At 69.8% G+C, this 15,926-nt stretch carries 13 protein-coding genes; 7 read left to right on the top strand and 6 right to left on the bottom strand.

What is annotated here, in order from left to right:
• Positions 1 to 59: 59 nt before the first annotated feature.
• Positions 60 to 3,245 (top strand): NACHT domain-containing protein, encoded by a 3,186-nt coding sequence (locus tag ACSHT8_RS13250; RefSeq protein ID WP_436501047.1) that lies wholly within the window; start codon positions 60 to 62, stop codon positions 3,243 to 3,245.
• Here ACSHT8_RS13250 and ACSHT8_RS13245 read toward each other — a convergent pair.
• Complete coding sequence (locus ACSHT8_RS13245; protein ID WP_436501045.1) at positions 3,189 to 4,256, bottom strand: alpha/beta hydrolase family protein; 1,068 nt, start codon at positions 4,254 to 4,256, stop codon at positions 3,189 to 3,191. The genes ACSHT8_RS13250 and ACSHT8_RS13245 overlap by 57 nt on opposite strands.
• Positions 4,257 to 4,298: 42 nt before the next feature.
• Positions 4,299 to 5,069, bottom strand: a complete 771-nt coding sequence (locus tag ACSHT8_RS13240) for a MerR family transcriptional regulator (protein WP_436501043.1) — start codon at positions 5,067 to 5,069, stop codon at positions 4,299 to 4,301.
• A gap of 133 nt (positions 5,070 to 5,202) precedes the next feature.
• Here ACSHT8_RS13240 and dapA point away from each other — a divergent pair, with 133 nt between their 5' ends.
• Genes dapA through ACSHT8_RS13225 form a run of 3 tightly spaced genes read left to right on the top strand, consistent with a single transcriptional unit; the run spans position 5,203 to position 8,094 of the window.
• Positions 5,203 to 6,213: a 4-hydroxy-tetrahydrodipicolinate synthase gene (gene dapA / locus ACSHT8_RS13235; protein ID WP_436501041.1), complete on the top strand. Its 1,011-nt coding sequence runs from the start codon at positions 5,203 to 5,205 to the stop codon at positions 6,211 to 6,213.
• A complete protein-coding gene (locus ACSHT8_RS13230; RefSeq protein WP_436501039.1) occupies positions 6,210 to 7,904 on the top strand; it encodes a ribonuclease J in 1,695 nt (564 codons plus the stop codon). Before dapA ends, ACSHT8_RS13230 begins: the two co-directional genes overlap by 4 nt.
• 10 nt (positions 7,905 to 7,914) lie before the next feature.
• Positions 7,915 to 8,094, top strand: a complete 180-nt coding sequence (locus tag ACSHT8_RS13225; protein WP_436501037.1) for a 2-hydroxymuconate tautomerase — start codon at positions 7,915 to 7,917, stop codon at positions 8,092 to 8,094.
• Positions 8,095 to 8,097: 3 nt separating this feature from the next.
• On the opposite strand, the gene ACSHT8_RS13220 is transcribed toward ACSHT8_RS13225, so the two are convergent.
• From ACSHT8_RS13220 to ACSHT8_RS13210, 3 genes are all read right to left on the bottom strand, one after another.
• The gene (locus ACSHT8_RS13220; protein ID WP_436501036.1) at positions 8,098 to 9,192 is read right to left on the bottom strand and encodes a ScyD/ScyE family protein; all 1,095 of its coding nucleotides are present in this window, start codon (positions 9,190 to 9,192) and stop codon (positions 8,098 to 8,100) included.
• A 249-nt stretch (positions 9,193 to 9,441) separates the two neighbouring features.
• Positions 9,442 to 11,670, bottom strand: a complete 2,229-nt coding sequence (locus ACSHT8_RS13215; protein ID WP_436501034.1) for a SulP family inorganic anion transporter — start codon at positions 11,668 to 11,670, stop codon at positions 9,442 to 9,444.
• Positions 11,671 to 11,857: 187 nt separating this feature from the next.
• Positions 11,858 to 12,823 carry an EamA family transporter gene (locus tag ACSHT8_RS13210; protein WP_436501032.1) on the bottom strand — a complete coding sequence of 322 codons (966 nt, stop codon included), beginning with the start codon at positions 12,821 to 12,823 and terminating at the stop codon, positions 11,858 to 11,860.
• A gap of 130 nt (positions 12,824 to 12,953) precedes the next feature.
• Between ACSHT8_RS13210 and ACSHT8_RS13205 the strand changes: the two genes are divergently transcribed.
• The 3 genes from ACSHT8_RS13205 to ACSHT8_RS13195 are packed head-to-tail and all read left to right on the top strand — an operon-like array spanning position 12,954 to position 15,042.
• A complete protein-coding gene (locus ACSHT8_RS13205; RefSeq protein WP_436501030.1) occupies positions 12,954 to 13,793 on the top strand; it encodes a spermidine synthase in 840 nt (279 codons plus the stop codon).
• Positions 13,794 to 13,853: 60 nt separating this feature from the next.
• Positions 13,854 to 14,531, top strand: coding sequence for a hypothetical protein (locus tag ACSHT8_RS13200; RefSeq protein WP_436501028.1), 678 nt, complete (start codon positions 13,854 to 13,856; stop codon positions 14,529 to 14,531).
• Positions 14,524 to 15,042, top strand: coding sequence for a hypothetical protein (locus ACSHT8_RS13195; protein WP_436501026.1), 519 nt, complete (start codon positions 14,524 to 14,526; stop codon positions 15,040 to 15,042). The genes ACSHT8_RS13200 and ACSHT8_RS13195 overlap by 8 nt, the downstream gene beginning before the upstream one ends.
• Positions 15,043 to 15,090: 48 nt before the next feature.
• On the opposite strand, the gene ACSHT8_RS13190 is transcribed toward ACSHT8_RS13195, so the two are convergent.
• Positions 15,091 to 15,918, bottom strand: coding sequence for a lysophospholipid acyltransferase family protein (locus tag ACSHT8_RS13190; protein ID WP_436501025.1), 828 nt, complete (start codon positions 15,916 to 15,918; stop codon positions 15,091 to 15,093).
• Between the last annotated feature and the right edge of the window lie 8 nt (positions 15,919 to 15,926).

The raw sequence follows: 15,926 nt of genomic DNA, 5'->3' as shown, positions 1-15,926 counted from the left end.
GTTGGCACGCTCCCCGACGATGTCTCGTAGTGGATCACGAGACCCAGGGGAGCTGACCTGTGCGCAAGAACCCGGCGTTGACCTTCCAGGGCGCACTGCGGATCTTGGGCAAACACGACTCCCCGACGATCGGCAAGCTCGACAAGGCACTCGGGCTCGGCCTGCTGGTCGGCGGTGGGGCGGCCGCGCTCCTGGCGCCGCCGCTGGCACCGATCGCGGTGTTCGGGGCGCTGTGGGGGTGGGTCGACCAGAAGAACGAGACCATCGGCCTGCTCCGGGCCGCGGTGGCCGGGCTCTCCAAGCGGCTGTCCGGGGTTCGTGGGCTGGAGCGCCGAGAACTGCTCGCCGCCGCGCACACGACGCTTGTGGTCGCGGCGTACTTCGAGGTCATCGAGGAGATCATCGGCGAGAAGGCGTTCAAGGCCCTGGAGATCAGTGACGCCGAGAAGGTCATGATTCGCAACGAGACCAAGGGAATGTTCGGGAGCCTCTACACGCGCGAGGTCCCGGCGCCCTCGGCCGCGGTCGGTGCCCGTGAGCACCGGGCGGAGTTGGTCAAGTGGTACGCGGGCTTCGACTTCGCCTTCCGGGACTTCGTCGACGGTCTGGCCTCGGCCACACGGATGAGTCAGAACGCGAAAGTTCCGCAGCGAATCCTCGCCAAGTACGAGTCCATGTTCATCGACTTGGCCGCGCAGGTGCCCGAGTTCGCCATCTGGGCCTCGGTCGGCGAACACGCCGCGACGCGGACCGCGGTTCGGGACACGGTCGCGCCGGTGCGGGAGATCTTGTCGACCCACCATGGCGCGCTGAGCCGGGTCGAGCGGCTGCTGGGGCTCGTCGCGGCCGAGACGAAGGCGCGGGACCTGTGTGAGGTGCTGAGCAAGGCGAACCGCGGCGTGCTCAACGATCCGATCGTCCCGGACGACACCCGGCGGTCCGACTCGCTGATCTCGTACCCGGCGATCAGGGACATCTTCGTCAATCCGCGCTACAAGGTCGCCGAGAACGACGCGGACGTGCGGCCCGCCGACGAGACGTGGTGGCGTGATCGTCCGGTCTTCGATGACCTCGACGTGTTCATGACCGCGCACCTGACCGCCCCTGGGGCCACCCGTCTGCCCATGCTGGTTCTCGGTCACCCGGGCGCCGGGAAGTCGTTGCTCACCAAGGTCCTCGCCGCTCGGCTCCCGGCGTCGGACTACACCGTCGTCCGGGTGCCCCTGCGGTCGGTCGGGGCGAACGCGCCGGTCGCCGACCAGGTTCAGCAGGCGCTGGACGCCGCGACCCACCGGCGGATCCTGTGGCACGAACTCGCCGAGCAGAGCGCGGCCACCGTCCGGGTCGTGCTGCTCGACGGTCTCGACGAACTCCTTCAGGCCGCCCAACTGGACCGAGGGGCCTACCTCCAGGAAGTCATGCGGTTCCAGCAGATCGAAGCCGATCAGGACCGGCCGGTGATCGTCCTGGTGACCAGCCGTACCTTGGTCGCCGACCGGGTGGACATCCCGCGTGGCACCCCGGTCATCAAACTCGAGGACTTCACCGACGAACAGATCGACACCTGGCTGAGCGCATGGCGGAACGCCAATCTGACCGCCATCGAATCGGGTGCGATGCGCGGCCTGACCTCGACCGAGGCGCTGCACCAGCGCGCGCTCGCGTGTCAGCCGCTGCTGTTGATGATGCTCGCGGTCTACGCGGCTGACCCGGCGGCGCCGCGACTGGACGCCGACCTGTCCACGGCGGCGTTGTATGAGCGGATCTTCGAGAACTTCGCCGCCCGCGAGGTCGCGAAACGCGCCCCGCACCGGCTGACCCCGGCCGAAGCCGCCGCCGGGATCGAGGACCACATCGGCAGACTCTCGGTGGCCGCGCTGGCGATGTTCAACCGGGGCCTCAAGTGCATCGGCGAGCGGGAGTTGCAGGCCGATCTCCAGGTGATCGGCAAACCCCGCCCGGACGCACCCGCGCACGAGCAGGGCAGGCGGCTGCTGGGGGAGTTCTTCTTCGTGCACTCGCCGGAGGCCAACCGGCTGAGCCCGGACTCGACCAGAACCGACCTCGAACGCGCCTACGAGTTCCTGCACGCGACCTTCGGCGAGTACCTGGTGGCCGCCTGGATCATCGATGAACTCCGCGACATCGCCGACGCCGCCTACGGCGGCAAGCGAGGGGACCGTGAGCCGGACGACAGCCTGCTGTTCGCGGTGCTCTCCCACGAGGCCATCGCCACGAGCGCGCCCACCCGTGACTTCGCCGCGGAGCTGTTCGCCCGACTTGCCGAGGATGAACGCGCCCAGATCCACCGCGCACTCGTCGCCTTGATCGCCGGCTATCGCAGGCGCAGGCGATCGGACGACTATGCGGCGTACCGGCCGACTGAACGTGACGCTGTCCGTGAACTCGCGGCCTATTCGGCAAACCTGTACCTGTTGGCCGTCTACTTTCAGGCCGGCCCCATCCACATCGACGACTACTGGTCGCCCGCGGTCGAGTTGTGGTCGGTGGGATTGGACGGTGTCGCCTGGTCGGCCCAAGTCCGGTCCCTGCACCGCGCAGGCGACGAGATCCACCCGTTCGCGAGCGACGCGCCGCCACAGCTGACTTGGGCTTTGGCCGCACGCCTGGCGGGCTGGCGGGCCGACCGTGAACGGCACGGTACTGCGATCGCGGACGGGGTGACCTATTTCGACCCCCACGACTGGGCTGATTCCATGGGCAGTTGGTTGGTCGCCGCGACCGCTGGGATCGACTGCGCCATGTTTGTCCGGCCCGCGCCAACCAGCACGTCAGCGATCGAGATCGTCGACGTGGTGAACCTGATGTCGAACTTCCTGCGGATCAGGGTTGCTTACCTCAGGCCAGAGTTTGTGGACAGCTGTATCGAATTCATCGAGGGCTGCTCCCTTGATATGCGTTTGGATGAGCGGATGTTGTTGGCCCTCGCCTATTTCCACCCGGGCGTTTTCGTGAGATACCCGTTCCTGCACCGACCCGAGTTGTTCGAGTCGGTCAGGGACGAGTTGCGCTATGTCCTTGTCCACGGCAGTCGGGCACGGATCGAGGGCTGGGAAGCGATGATGGCGAGGTTGGACGAGCCCGACCCGGAGGTGGGCATCTCTGCGGCCGCGATGCTTCTGAACACGCTCATGGGGAACAACGTCCTGGTTGAGCGCAGTCGGGTATCACCGGAGATGCTTGGCGAAGAAGGACGCAACATGGTGGCGGACCCAGTGAACTGACACCGCCGGGTCGACCGCGCCTACGAGCCGGTCACGGTCGTCTGCCGTCATCAGGCCCGCCGCCTGGAACTGGGGTGCCATTGAGGCGAAGTCGGTGAAGACGCCGTGGGTGGCGTTGGTCAAGCGGTGTACGCGGACCGGGCCGCCGTGGGACAGCAGGGCCGACCACGTCCGGTCGTACCGTTCGTCCCGGAATCCGTCCGTGCCGAGCATCAGCAGCGGCCGGTCAGTGCCGGTGCGCGTGATCGGCAGAAGCTCGCCGTCCTGGTAGTCCAGGTAGCCCTCCAGGTTCACCGCCGCAGCCACCCGCCGGTCCTCGAACATCACCTGGGCCGCCGCCGTGCCGCCGACCGAGTGGCCGTACAAGCCGATCCGCCCGACATCCATCGCCCGGCCGAGCCGTGAACCGCCAGTTGCCAGCTCCTCCAGTTCATCGATCACGAACCGGAGGTCAGCCAGCCGCGTGTCCAAGATCGTGCGCGCGACCTGCGGGTTCGTCCGCGGATCAGCGGGCAGCCCGATCGTGCGCATCCGGCCGCCGGGGAACTCGACCTCGGTCGTCTCACCGGGATGGTCGACGGTCACCACGACAAACCCGCGGCTCGCCAGGTCCTCGGCCAGGCCGCTGTTGATCGTGCGGGGGTCGGCCGTGCCCGGGCTGTAGATCAGCACGGGCCGCCGGAAGCCCTTCGGGGGCGCGTCCACGTGTGCGTGAGTCATCGTGCCCGCCCAGTCCACCCCGGTCTTCGGCAGTTCGGGATGGGCGAAGTTCACGTCGATCTGGGCGAAGTAAGCCGCCGACTGCGCGGTCATCTGCGGAGCGAGCGGGTATTTCCGGACGTTGCGCGCCGGGTAGAACACCGTGGCCATCAGCTCACGGACCGAGCCGTCCCACGGGTCCTTCCTGGTCGGGTCGACCAGGTGCAGCGTGGTCACGCCGACGTCGTGGGCGCCGCTGGGTTCGGGCAGCGCGACCGGGTCGGCGTGGGCCACGCCGGTGCCGACCAGCATCAGGGCAGCACAAAATAGACCTATCTTCATATTTCTCCCCTTTTATTCGGCGGACGCGCGAACTCGGCTCAGGTAGTCCCACAGGCCGTCGCCGAGATCGGAGATCTCCTGGTCGCCCAGGACGTCCCGCAGCACGCCCATGCCGTGTTCGCGGAAGAATCCGCTCATTGATTTCAAGATGTCGGGATCGTCGCCCGCGAAATTCGTGGCGATCGCGGCCAGTCTGCGCGCGGTGGCGCGGACGTCCGGGTCGTCGACCGGGGTGTCGGCCCGGTAGTGCCTGACGATGTTCGCCAGCACGTCCGGCCATTCCGCTTCGAGCCGCTCGCGGCCGTCGGCGCCGAGGTCGTCGGCCTGGTCGTCGAGGAACTCGCGTTGTTCCTTGGTCAGGTAGTCCTCGAAGATGCTGGTGCAGCCCATCAGCGCGAGCACGTCACCGGAGGCGCGGCGGCCGTCGAGGTGACGCAGCAGGTCGCTGGTCTGCCTGCGCAGCGACGTGAGCCGCCAGACGCGGTCGTCGAGCTCGTCGAGGTGGTCGGCGAGGACCTTGCGCAGCGGGCCGGGGTCGGACGGGTCGACCAGCGCGGGGCTGATCTCGTCCAAGGCCATGCCGAGCTGTCTCAACAGGCGGATCTGGTAGAGCCGCCGCAGGTCCTGCTCGGTGTAGCGGCGGTGGCCCGAGTGGGTGCGCTCGCTCGGCCGCAGCAGGCCCAGCTCGTCGTAGTGGTGCAGCGTGCGCACGGTCAGGCCGGTGAGCTTGGCGAGCGCGCCGACACTCCATCGTCGCTGGTCCACGCCCTGGTTCCCGGTCACGAGACCGACTGTAGAACCTCACGCGACGTGAGGTTCAAGCCTTGGCCGATGACCTTGTGTCGAAGGTGACAAGAGTCGCTGGTACGCAGGTCGGAAGCGGCGGGAACACGACGAACAGGTAGCGTCTTACCCCATGACCGCAAGTCCCACCGCCGCTCCCGGCAGGCCGTTCGGCCGGGTCCTCACCGCCATGGTCAGCCCGTTCGACGCCGAGGGGGCGGTCGACCTCGACCGGGCCCAGGAACTCGCCGCGCACCTGGTCGACCTGGGCAACGACGGCCTGATCGTCAACGGCACCACCGGCGAGTCCCCGACGACCTCCGACCAGGAGAAGGCCGACCTGGTCCGCGCCGTGGTCGAGGCGGTCGGCGACCGGGCGACGGTGGTCGGCTCGGTGGGCACCTACGACACCGCCCACAGCACCCACCTGGCCAAGTCGGCCGAGAAGGCGGGCGCGCACGGGCTGCTCGTGGTCACCCCGTATTACTCCCGCCCGCCGCAGGCCGGGCTGCTCGCGCACTTCACCGCCGTCGCGGACGCGACCGCGCTGCCGGTGATGCTCTACGACATCCCGCCGCGCTCCGTCGTGCCGATCGAGGTCGACACGCTGCGCAGGCTCGCCGAGCACCCGAACATCAAGGCCGTCAAGGACGCCAAGGGCGACCTGTTCGCGGGCAGCCAGGTCATGGCCACCACCGACCTCGCCTACTACTCCGGCGACGACGCGCTGAACCTGCCGTGGCTGTCGATCGGCGGCGTCGGCTTCGTCAGCGTCGTCGGCCACGTCGTCGCCGACCGGCTGCGGTCCATGGTGGACAGTTACGAGTCCGGCGACGTCGCCGCCGCCCGCGAGGTCCACAATGGACTCCTCCCGGTGCTGCGCGCGTTCAGCCGGGTGGGCGGGGTGGTGTTCTCCAAGGCCGCGCTGCGCCTGGGCGGCATCGACGCGGGCGACCCGCGGCTGCCGCTGGTCGCCGCCACCGCCGAGCAGGTCGGCGCCATCGCCGCCGATCTCGCCGAGGCCGGGCTCGCGCCCACCGCCGAGGCCCGCGGCACCGACCCGGCCGCGGCGCGCGTGGCGCACACCGACGCCAACGCCGCCTACGTCAACCTCACCACCCACACGAGCGCGGGGAATCAGTGACTCAAACGTCCGGTAAGTGGCCCACCAACAAGCCCGGACCGCTGGCTGAGGGCGGTCTGCGTGTCGTCGCCCTGGGCGGGATCGGCGAAGTCGGCCGCAACATGACCGTCTTCGAGTACGGCGGCAGGCTGCTGATCGTCGACTGCGGTGTGCTGTTCCCCGAGGACCAGCAGCCCGGCGTCGACCTGATCCTGCCGGACTTCCGTGCCATCGAGGACCGGCTGGGCGACATCGACGCGCTCGTGCTCACCCACGGCCACGAGGACCACATCGGCGCCGTGCCGTTCCTGCTGCGCCTGCGGCCCGACCTGCCGGTCGTCGGCTCGCGGTTCACCCTCGCGCTGGTCGCGGCCAAGTGCAAGGAACACCGGCTCACGCCGAACCTGCACGAGGTCAAGGAGGGTGAGCGCCGCGCGTGGGGCGTGTTCGACTGCGAGTTCTTCGCCGTCAACCACTCCATCCCCGACGCCGTCGCCGTCGCCATCCGCACCCCCGCGGGCCTGGTCCTGCACACCGGCGACATCAAGCTCGACCAGCTCCCGCTCGACGGCAGGCTCACCGACCTCGCGGGCTTCTCCCGCCTCGGCGACGAAGGCGTCGACCTGTTCCTGGTCGACTCGACCAACGCCGAGGTCCCCGGCTTCGTCATCTCCGAACGCGAGATCGGCCCGGTCCTCGACAGCGTCATCACCCGCGCCAACCAGCGGGTGATCGTGGCGTGCTTCGCCAGCCATGTGCACCGCGTGCAGCAGGTGCTCGACGTGGCCGTCGCGCACGGCAGGAAGGTCGCGCTCGCGGGCCGGTCGATGGTGCGCAACATGGGCATCGCGGCCGACCTGGGCCTGCTGACCGTGCCGCCCGGCCTGTTCGTCGGCATGGACGAGGCCATGGGCATGCCCGAGGACCAGGTCCTCTTCGTCTCCACCGGCTCCCAGGGCGAGCCGCTGTCGGCGCTGTCGCGCATGGCGCGCGGCGAGCACCGGCAGATCTCGATCCGCCCCGGCGACACGGTGATCCTGGCCAGCTCGCTCATCCCCGGCAACGAGACCGCCGTGTTCGGCGTGGTCAACGGCCTGGTCCGGCTCGGCGCGCACGTGGTGCACCAGGGCAACGCCAAGGTGCACGTCTCCGGGCACGCCCCGGCCGGTGAGCTGCTGTTCCTCTACAACGCGGTGCGCCCGAGCAACGTCATGCCCGTGCACGGCGAGTGGCGCCACCTGCGCGCCAACGCCGCGCTCGCGGTGCAGACCGGCGTGCCCGCCGACCACGTCGTCATCGCCGAGGACGGCGTCGTGGTCGACATGGTCGACGGCCGCGCCAAGGTCTCCGGCCGCGTCGAGGTCGGCCACGTCTACGTCGACGGCCTGTCCGTCGGCGACGTCGGCGAGTCGACCCTGTCCGACCGGCTCGTGCTCGGCGAGGGCGGGTTCATCTCCATCACCGTCGTCGTCGAGTCCGCCACCGGCCGCGCGGTGTCCGCGCCGACCGTGTCCGGCCGCGGCTTCTCCGACGACCCGAAGGCGCTCGACGAGGTCGTGTCGCTGGTGGAGATGGAGCTGTCGCACACCGAGTCCGAAGGCATCACCGACACCCACCGCATCGCCCAGTCGGTGCGCCGGGTCGTGGGCCGCTGGGTCGCCGACACCTACCGGCGCAGGCCGATGATCGTGCCCACGGTCATCCCGGTCTAGAGGGGGAGCAGTGCCGCTGATTTCCGTTTCGATGTACCCCGGGCGCACGCCGGAGCAGAAGGCCGAACTGGTCGCCAAGCTGACCGACGCCTTCGTGGAGACCTGCGGCGGCACCCACGAAGGCGTCTGGGTCATGCTGAACGAGGTCGCCCCCGAGAACTGGGGCGTCGGCGGCGAACTGCGCGGCTGATCCTCAGAGGGGGATGCGCAGGACGGTTCCGCCACCGGGGCAGACACCGCAGTTCGACACGTAGGCCGCGCCGTCGCGGAACGTCAGGCCGCCGGGCAGGAACAGTCCGTCGCTCATGATGGTGGTCTGCTCGCCGTTCTTGCCGACCCGGATCAGCGCGCCTGTCGTGTCACCGGACAGCAGGCCGTTGGTGGCGATCTCCAGGACGTAGAGCTTCCCGCGGTGGAAGCCCAGGTCGACGATGTTGGTGAACCCGCTGGCCACCACCTTCGCCGAGTGCGCCGTCACCCGCCACACCCGCGCCATGCCCGGGACGAACGGGAACCCGGTCAGCTCACCGACGTAGTAGGCGCCGTCCGGCCCCTTGACGACCGACGTCGGCACCGACTGCATCGGCATCTGCGCCCCTGGGGGCAGCCCGAGGAACGGCGGGGCGTCGACCATGCGGTCCTCGAACACGGCCATGGTCGAGATCGAGCCGTTGGCCCGGACGACGTTGACGGCGTTGGCGCCCGCGTCGGCCACCACGGTCTTGCCGGGATCGGCGACCAGCGAGTTCGGGTTGCTGTCGGGAAGGCCGCCGTCGGGGTTGGCCGTCGCCTCATAGCCCGCGAGGTCGGCGACCCCGCTCCAGCCCTGCGCCTGCCGCTTGAGCAGCCAGCCTGTGTCCTGGCCCGCGGCGGGGAGGTTCGCGCGGGTCGCGGGGTCGGCGCCGAGACCGACGGTGAACAGCAGGGTCCCGCCGCGGAAGTCGACGTCGGATGGGCCGATGGCCTGGGTGCCGTCGGGATGGGCGACGGAGGGCAGACCGGTGAGGACGCGCTTGGTGGCGCCGTGCCGGATGGCGGCGATGGACCCGGACGTGCCGAAGCAGACCTCGCCTTCCGGCCCGGGGAAACAGGGTCCCGCGCCACCGGTCCCGGCCTCGGCTACGTAGAGGGTGCCGTGGTTGTCGAAGGCCAGGCCGCGAGGGTTGTTGAGGCCCGTGGCGACCGTGGTGACACCCTGGCTGTGGGCTTGGGCGGTCATGGGGGTGAGGACCGGGGCCACCAGCGCCGCGGCGAGGACCGCGACCGATCGGGTTCGGGACATGGGCATGGCGAACTCCTTTCGGGCAGGGGTGACCTGGACGAGTCTCGTCCGGGTCACCCCGCCCACGGATAGGGCCGAATGCCCGCTAAAGGTCCCGAGCGCGGGCGGGCCGCGCCAGGCGAACCACCCGTTCAGGTATGCCCTACCGCCGCGCGGCCCGCGCCAGCACGACGGCGATCGTCGCGGTCATGAGCTGGCGCAGCAGCAGGTTGCGCTCCCGCCGCCGCTCCTTGTTCGTCAGTCGCACGCTCATTCCTAGGAAGTCGTCGGGTGCACGTCCGGTGTGACGGCCCCCACCTGTTTGCCTGGCAATGGCTCGAAGCGTCCGCCCGCCTGATCCAGCATCAGCAGAGTCCCGGTCGGGATGTCGAAGAAGAGCCCGATCAGCCGCACCCGCCCCGCCGTCTCCGCCGCAGTCACATCGGGCATCCCGCGCAGCGACTCCAACTGCACGGACACGTTCACCATCGCGAGCTGATCGACCTCGGACCACCCCGCCTCAGCCGCGTGCATGCCCACCGGATGACCCTCGCGCCACGCCTTGAGGCTCGGGCCCGCCCACCGCAGCCAGCGGCCGATCGGGTCGTTCTCCGGGCCCGACATCAGCGCTGTCATCGCGCCGCACCGGGAATGGCCACAGATGATCATGGTTGGCACGTGCAGGTGATCGAGCGCGTAGAGCACGCCCGCGCGCATCGACAGGTCGCCGGGCACCAGGTTTCCGACGTTCCTCAGGGTGAAGAGGTCGCCGGGGCCGGACGTCGTGATCACGTTCGGCACGATTCGCGAGTCCGCGCAGGTCAGGAACAGCGCGTGCGGCGTCTGCGCGGCCGCGAGCCGACGCAGGTGCGGGCGCAGCATCGGCGCGCCCCGGCGGTGGTACTCGCGGGCGCCGTCGAGCAGCGGTCGCAGGACATCGGAGCCCTGCCGGGGGATCGGCACGGACGTCTCGGCCTGCCAGTGCGACCACGGCGAGAACCACCGCGGCGCGGGACCGGTGCGCTTGCGGCGGGCCGTGGGACCGGGGCCGCCGATCTCGTCGACGACCACCGTCCCCCCAGTCGCTTCGTGTTGACGCTGCCACGCCGACAAGTGCTCGTACGCGGCGTGGTCGAGGTAGTCGACAACGAGTTCAAGGTGCACGGCGCTGCCGTCGGGCACCTGGGCCAGCACCCGCGACAGGCGTGGCAGCGACAGGAAGCACAGCGTCCCTTCGACGACGACCGCGCAGCTCGTGTCGTCGGGACCGCGTTCGACGCGGACCCTGGCCCACACGATGCGCCGGAGCGTCGCCAGCAGGGCGACCGCGAAGCCGAGCAGCACGCCCTCGAGCAGGTTGAGCAGCACGACCCCGGCCATCGTGACCGCGTAGACCGTCAGCTCGCCGTGCCTGCGCGCGACCCGGATGTCGGTGATCTTCACGAGCTTGATGCCGATGACCACCAGCAGCGCCGCGAGGGCGGCCAGCGGGATCCGCTCGACGATGTCGACCAGCAACACCGTGAACAGCAGCACCCACACCCCGTGCAGGGCCGCCGAGGCCCGGGTCCGGGCGCCCGCCCGCACGTTCGTCGCGCTGCGGACGATGACGCCGGTGATGGGGAGGCCGCCGAGCATGCCGGACAAGATGTTCGCGCTGCCCTGGCCGACGAGTTCCCGGTTGAGGTCGCTGCGGTGGCCCTCGCGCATCTTGTCGACGGCGACGGCGGAGAGCAGGCTCTCGACGCTGGCGATGATCGTCATCGTGGCCACGCCCACCGCGAACGGGAACCAGTTCCCGTCCGGCAGGGAAGGCAGGGTGATGGCCGACAGCGGCGAGTCGGGCAGCGACACCCGCGCCACGTCGACGCCGGAGGTGAGCACCGTGGCCAGGACGATCACGACCAGGGGGCCGGGGACGGCGCGCAGGCGGGCGGGCAGCAGAGGCCAGGCCAGCAGCAGTGCGATCACCGCCAGGCCGATCAGGGTCGCGGCGCTGTGGTGGTCGACCACGCGCGCGGGGAGGTCCCGGAGGTTGGCCCACGCGCCCGCGCCCGGCGATCCGCCGAGGAGCACGTGGACCTGGCTGATGACGATCGTGACGCCGATGCCCGCGAGCATCGCGTGCACGACCGTGGGGGAGATGGCCAGCGCGGCGCGGCCGATCCGGCAGGCGCCGAGCAGGACTTGGAGCACGCCCGCGCACACGGTGATGGCGCAGGTGACGGCCCAGCCGAACTGGCTGATGAGTTCGGCGACGACGACGGTCAGCCCGGCCGCGGGGCCGCTGACCTGGAGGACGGAACCGCCGAGCGGTGCGGCGACGAGTCCGCCGACGACGGCGGCGATGAGGCCCGCGAGAACGGGGGCACCCGAGGCGGTGGCGATACCGAGGGAGAGGGGGACGGCGATCAGGAAGACGATCAGGGACGCGGGCAGGTCGTGGCGGATATCGATGCGCCGCGGCGGGGCGTGGGCCGGGCCGCCGGAACCAGGTGTGCCCATCGGGACCTCCAAAAGCGTTCGGTTGTCATGGACTCCGCGGTGAAGACCGGAGATGAGCACATGGTGACCGATCGAACACGATGTGTCGCCTTCGGAAAGTAAACATCTCTTTACCGGCGACGGGGTTCGTGACGCGTTTGAAGATCGACTGTCACTCGACAGTGTTAATTTCGACGTGACGGAGGTCTCAATCGGTGGGCAGTGGGTCGGCGGGCGTGACGGGCCCATGCGCCGCGACCTGCACCAACGCCGCGCCGCTCAGCAGCACGGCCATGCCGGTGATCTGGACCGGCGTCAGCGTCTCGCCGAGCATCAGCCAGGCCAGCAGGGTGGCCACGATCGGCTCCGACAGCGCCAGCACACTGGCCACTGTGGACGGTAGGTGGCGCAGGGAACTGATGCTCAGCGCGTAGGCGAGCGCCGTGCTTATCAACGCGACCGCGATCAGCAGCGACCACACCGGCACCCGCCACTCCCCGAACGGCTGGTCGGTCGCGGCGGCGGCGAAGTCGATCTCCCACGGCGGCGAGACCACGAAGATCCCGGCCGCGCCGATCACCATGCCCCATGTGACCATCCCGATCGGGTGGTGCTCACTCGCGCCCTTCTCGCCGAGCAGGTAATAGGCCGCCGAACAGAGCGCGGCGCCGATTCCGGCGAGCAGGCCGAGGCCGTCGAGGTCGAGCGACTTCCACACCTGGGCGACCAAGGCCAGTCCGGTGAACGCCAGTCCGGTGCCGATCCACGACAGCACGGGCAGGTGGACGCGGCGGACGAACCGCACCCAGAACGCCACCAGCACCGGCGAGGTGTACTCCAGCAGCATCGCGATGCCGACCGGCAGCCGTGACACCGCGAAGAAGAAGAGCAACTGCACGAGTGCGACGCCGAGCAGGCCGTAGGCGATCAGCAGCCGCCACTGGTCCTTGCGCACGCGCAGGATCGACGGCTTGATCAGCGCGACGCCGACCAGCAGCACCAGCGCGGCCAGGCCCGCGCGGACGCTGGCGACCTGCTGCGGGGTCATCCCCGACTGCATGGCCGCCTTGGCCAGCGGACCGGAACTGCCGAACGCGGCCGACGCCAACAGGATGTAGACCGTCCCGCGGCCCCGATGCGTAACCGGCTTTTCCAGTTCGGTAGTCACAGCCATAGTCTGCCTTACGTGGTCGACGGCGATGGTTGGATGGTAGGACGTTTACCCGGCGAAGTGGCGCGCCCGCGACCTCTATGCTTCGCGCGGGAACGCGGAGGTGACATTGCACGGCGAACGTCCGAGACCGGTGCCGGGGCTGCACCGGGTCCGGTTCGGCACCGCGGAACTGCTGGCCGACCTCGACCGCGACAACGGATGGCTGCTCACCGTCGAGGGTGTCGCGCAATCCTATGTGGATCTTGACGACCCCTGGCACCTGGAGTTCGACTACGTCCGCCGCATCGGCGATGTGATCGATGCCCTACCGCCCGGCCCCCTCGACGTCCTGCACATCGGCGGCGGCGCGGCCACCCTGCCGCGCTACCTCGCCGCCACCCGCCCCGACTCCGAGCAATTGGTGATCGACGCCGACGGCCCACTCATCGACCTGGTGCGCGCGGAGCTTGGTCTCGACGTCCCCCTGCTCGACGTGGTGATCGCCGAGGGCCGCCCGGCCGTCGCAGAACTGCCCGCCGGGGCCTACGACCTCGTCGTCCTCGACGCCTACGAGCGCGCCGCCATGCCGGGCGGCCTCGCCACCCGCGAGTTCCTCGCCGACGCCCAGCGCGTGCTGCGCCCGGACGGGACGATGGTGGTCAACATCTCCGACGGCCCGGGTTTGCGCTTCGCCAGAAGGTTCGTCGCGACGGTGCTGTCCTTGTTCCCGCACGCGCTGCTGCTCGCCGAGCCGACCGTGCTGCGCGGCAGGCGCTACGGCAACCTCGTCGTCGCGGGCTCCGCGGCGCCGCTTCCGGTGCGGGACATCGCTTCCCGCGCCGCGGCGGCCGCGTTCCCCGCCCGCTGCGTGCCGACCGAACAGCTCAAGGCGTTGGCCGCCAAGGCCGTCCCGATCACCGACGCCAGCCCGATGGCCACCCCCACCCCGCCGGAACACGCCTTCGGCCTGCCCGATCGGTCCGACGAGTAGCACCCGCCCCCGCCCTTTCGGCCCGCGTCCGCCCGCTCGTGCGGTGCGATGGTCGGTGGTATGGACGAACAGACCGTTGATTTGCTGCTCGCGGTCCCACTCAACGACAACAGCGAAGTGCAGGAGTGGTACCGCGTCCTGCGCGAGTCCCGGGAGAACGCCGCTACGTTCGAGGACTTCGCGCCCGCCGTGCAGGACTTCCCCGCCGAGACCGACACGTTCCTGGCGACGCTGGCCTACCAGGACTATCCCGACGCCGTCGACCGGCTGCTCGAACTCGAACCGCACATGCCGGACTTCTACTTCGAGCAGTTCTGGGCCCGGCATGAGCCCACCCAGCCTGAGGAACCGCAGTCCGATGACCCGTTCGCTTGGTTGACCGACGACCAGCGCGCCGCCGTGGTCAACGCCTGGGGTGACCAGTGGCCGGAGCCGCTGGCACAGTGGCTGGAATCGCGGTGGGGTGCGGACTGGCAGACGCATCCGGCCGACCACAAGCAGGCTTGGTTCGCCGACATGGTGCTGGAACTGGCCGCGCTGACTGACTCGGCCGAGCCGCCCGACGCCGAGCCGCCGGATGCCCAGTTGTCCAACGACGAGGCGTTCGACGTCGTCCGGGATGCGTTGAACGAGGCCATCGCCGAGGTCCCCGGCGCCGACGAACTGTCCGAGGAGGAACTGCGCGCGGTCCTCGCCGAGGCGCAGGCCCAGTTGGAACAGGAGAGCACCCGTGGCTAACTCCGATCGCAACACTGATCAGATCCAGCAGCAGCTCACCGGCCGAATGGTGCAGCGGCTGCGCGGCCAGGGCGGCGCGGCGCGCATGCTGTCGGGCGCGCTCGCCCAAGCGAACGGCGGCAGGACCCTCGCCGTCTCCGAAGAGAACCAGGCCGCCATGCGACGGGTCGCCGAACAGGAGGCGGCGCGGAAGGAGAACCTCCGCCAGGAGCTCGAAACCGCGCTCCAAGGCAAGGGAGCCAATGACTACACCGTCATCGACTCGGCGCTGCGGCACAGCAACAGCGGCAAGACCGCGCGCCTACTCGGCGGCGACACCCAGGACACGACGATCGTCGCCAAGGTCATGAGCACGTCGACCAACCAGATGAAGATCTTCGAGTCGACGGACTCGCGGCATCCCAACACGATCCAGTTCCACATCGACCTGGGCGAGGGCGAGTCCATCGTCGCAGGCTACAGCCGCGAAGACGACACAGTGACGATCTTCCACGTCGGCCCGGGCGGCTGATCCGTGTCCGCTTGCGCTGTGTTGTAGGACGTCAGACAAATCTTGGCGTCAGGCGGGGCGCCAGGGGCTCTTGGAGTCGCAGGGGCGGGTCGGGTCGTGGAACTTCGGGGTGTCCGGCTCGTCCGCCCGCAGCGGCACCAGATTCGTCGTGATCGCCTGCATGATCCGCGTGTGGGCGCGCATCGCGTCGCCCGGCTTGTCCACGGTCAGGCCCGTCAAATCCACCTGCGGGCCGAAGTGCACCCGGAACACCGGCCGGTCCCGCATCGCACGGAAGAACGAGAACACCAGGGGCTTGATGTCCCGCCACCCGGTGACGACCTCCGTGCCCCAGTAAACAGCCTCGTGCGCCCCCCACTGGCTGATCGTCACCACCGGCACGTTCCCGGCCAGCGCCATCCGGGCCACGCCGGTCTTGCCGCGTTCCGGCCACAGGCCCGGCTCCCGGCTGACCCTGCCCTCCGGGTACACCAGCAGCGGCGTCCGCGCCTCGCCGAGGGCCTCGATCGCGCGGCCGAACGCCTCGGCGACGTTGGCCTTGCCGCGGTCGACGCGCAGGTGGCCTGACTTGCGCAGGAACGGACCGAGCACCGGGGCGTCGAGCAGGCCCGCGGTCAGCATGAACCGGGGCGGGAAGCCCGCCTTCGCGCACGCGGCGATCAGGACGAACGGGTCGAACATGCCGATGTGGTTGGCCGCGACCAGCACCGGGCGGCCGCGCAGGTCCGGCGGGAACTCCCCGGTGATCTCGATTCGGCCGACCGACCGGACCAGGGCTCGGTCGACCCAGACGCCGATTCGCCAGATGAGTGGCGTGTCGATGGACTTCACCTTTCGGCGTGTCGACTGTTCAGCGTCGCTCCGCAGCGCAACCATGGCGAGAG

The organism is Actinokineospora sp. HUAS TT18 (assembly GCF_051364635.1).
In the GTDB taxonomy this organism is placed as follows: Bacteria; Actinomycetota; Actinomycetes; order Mycobacteriales; family Pseudonocardiaceae; genus Actinokineospora.
This window is presented reverse-complemented; position numbering and strand designations above follow the sequence as displayed.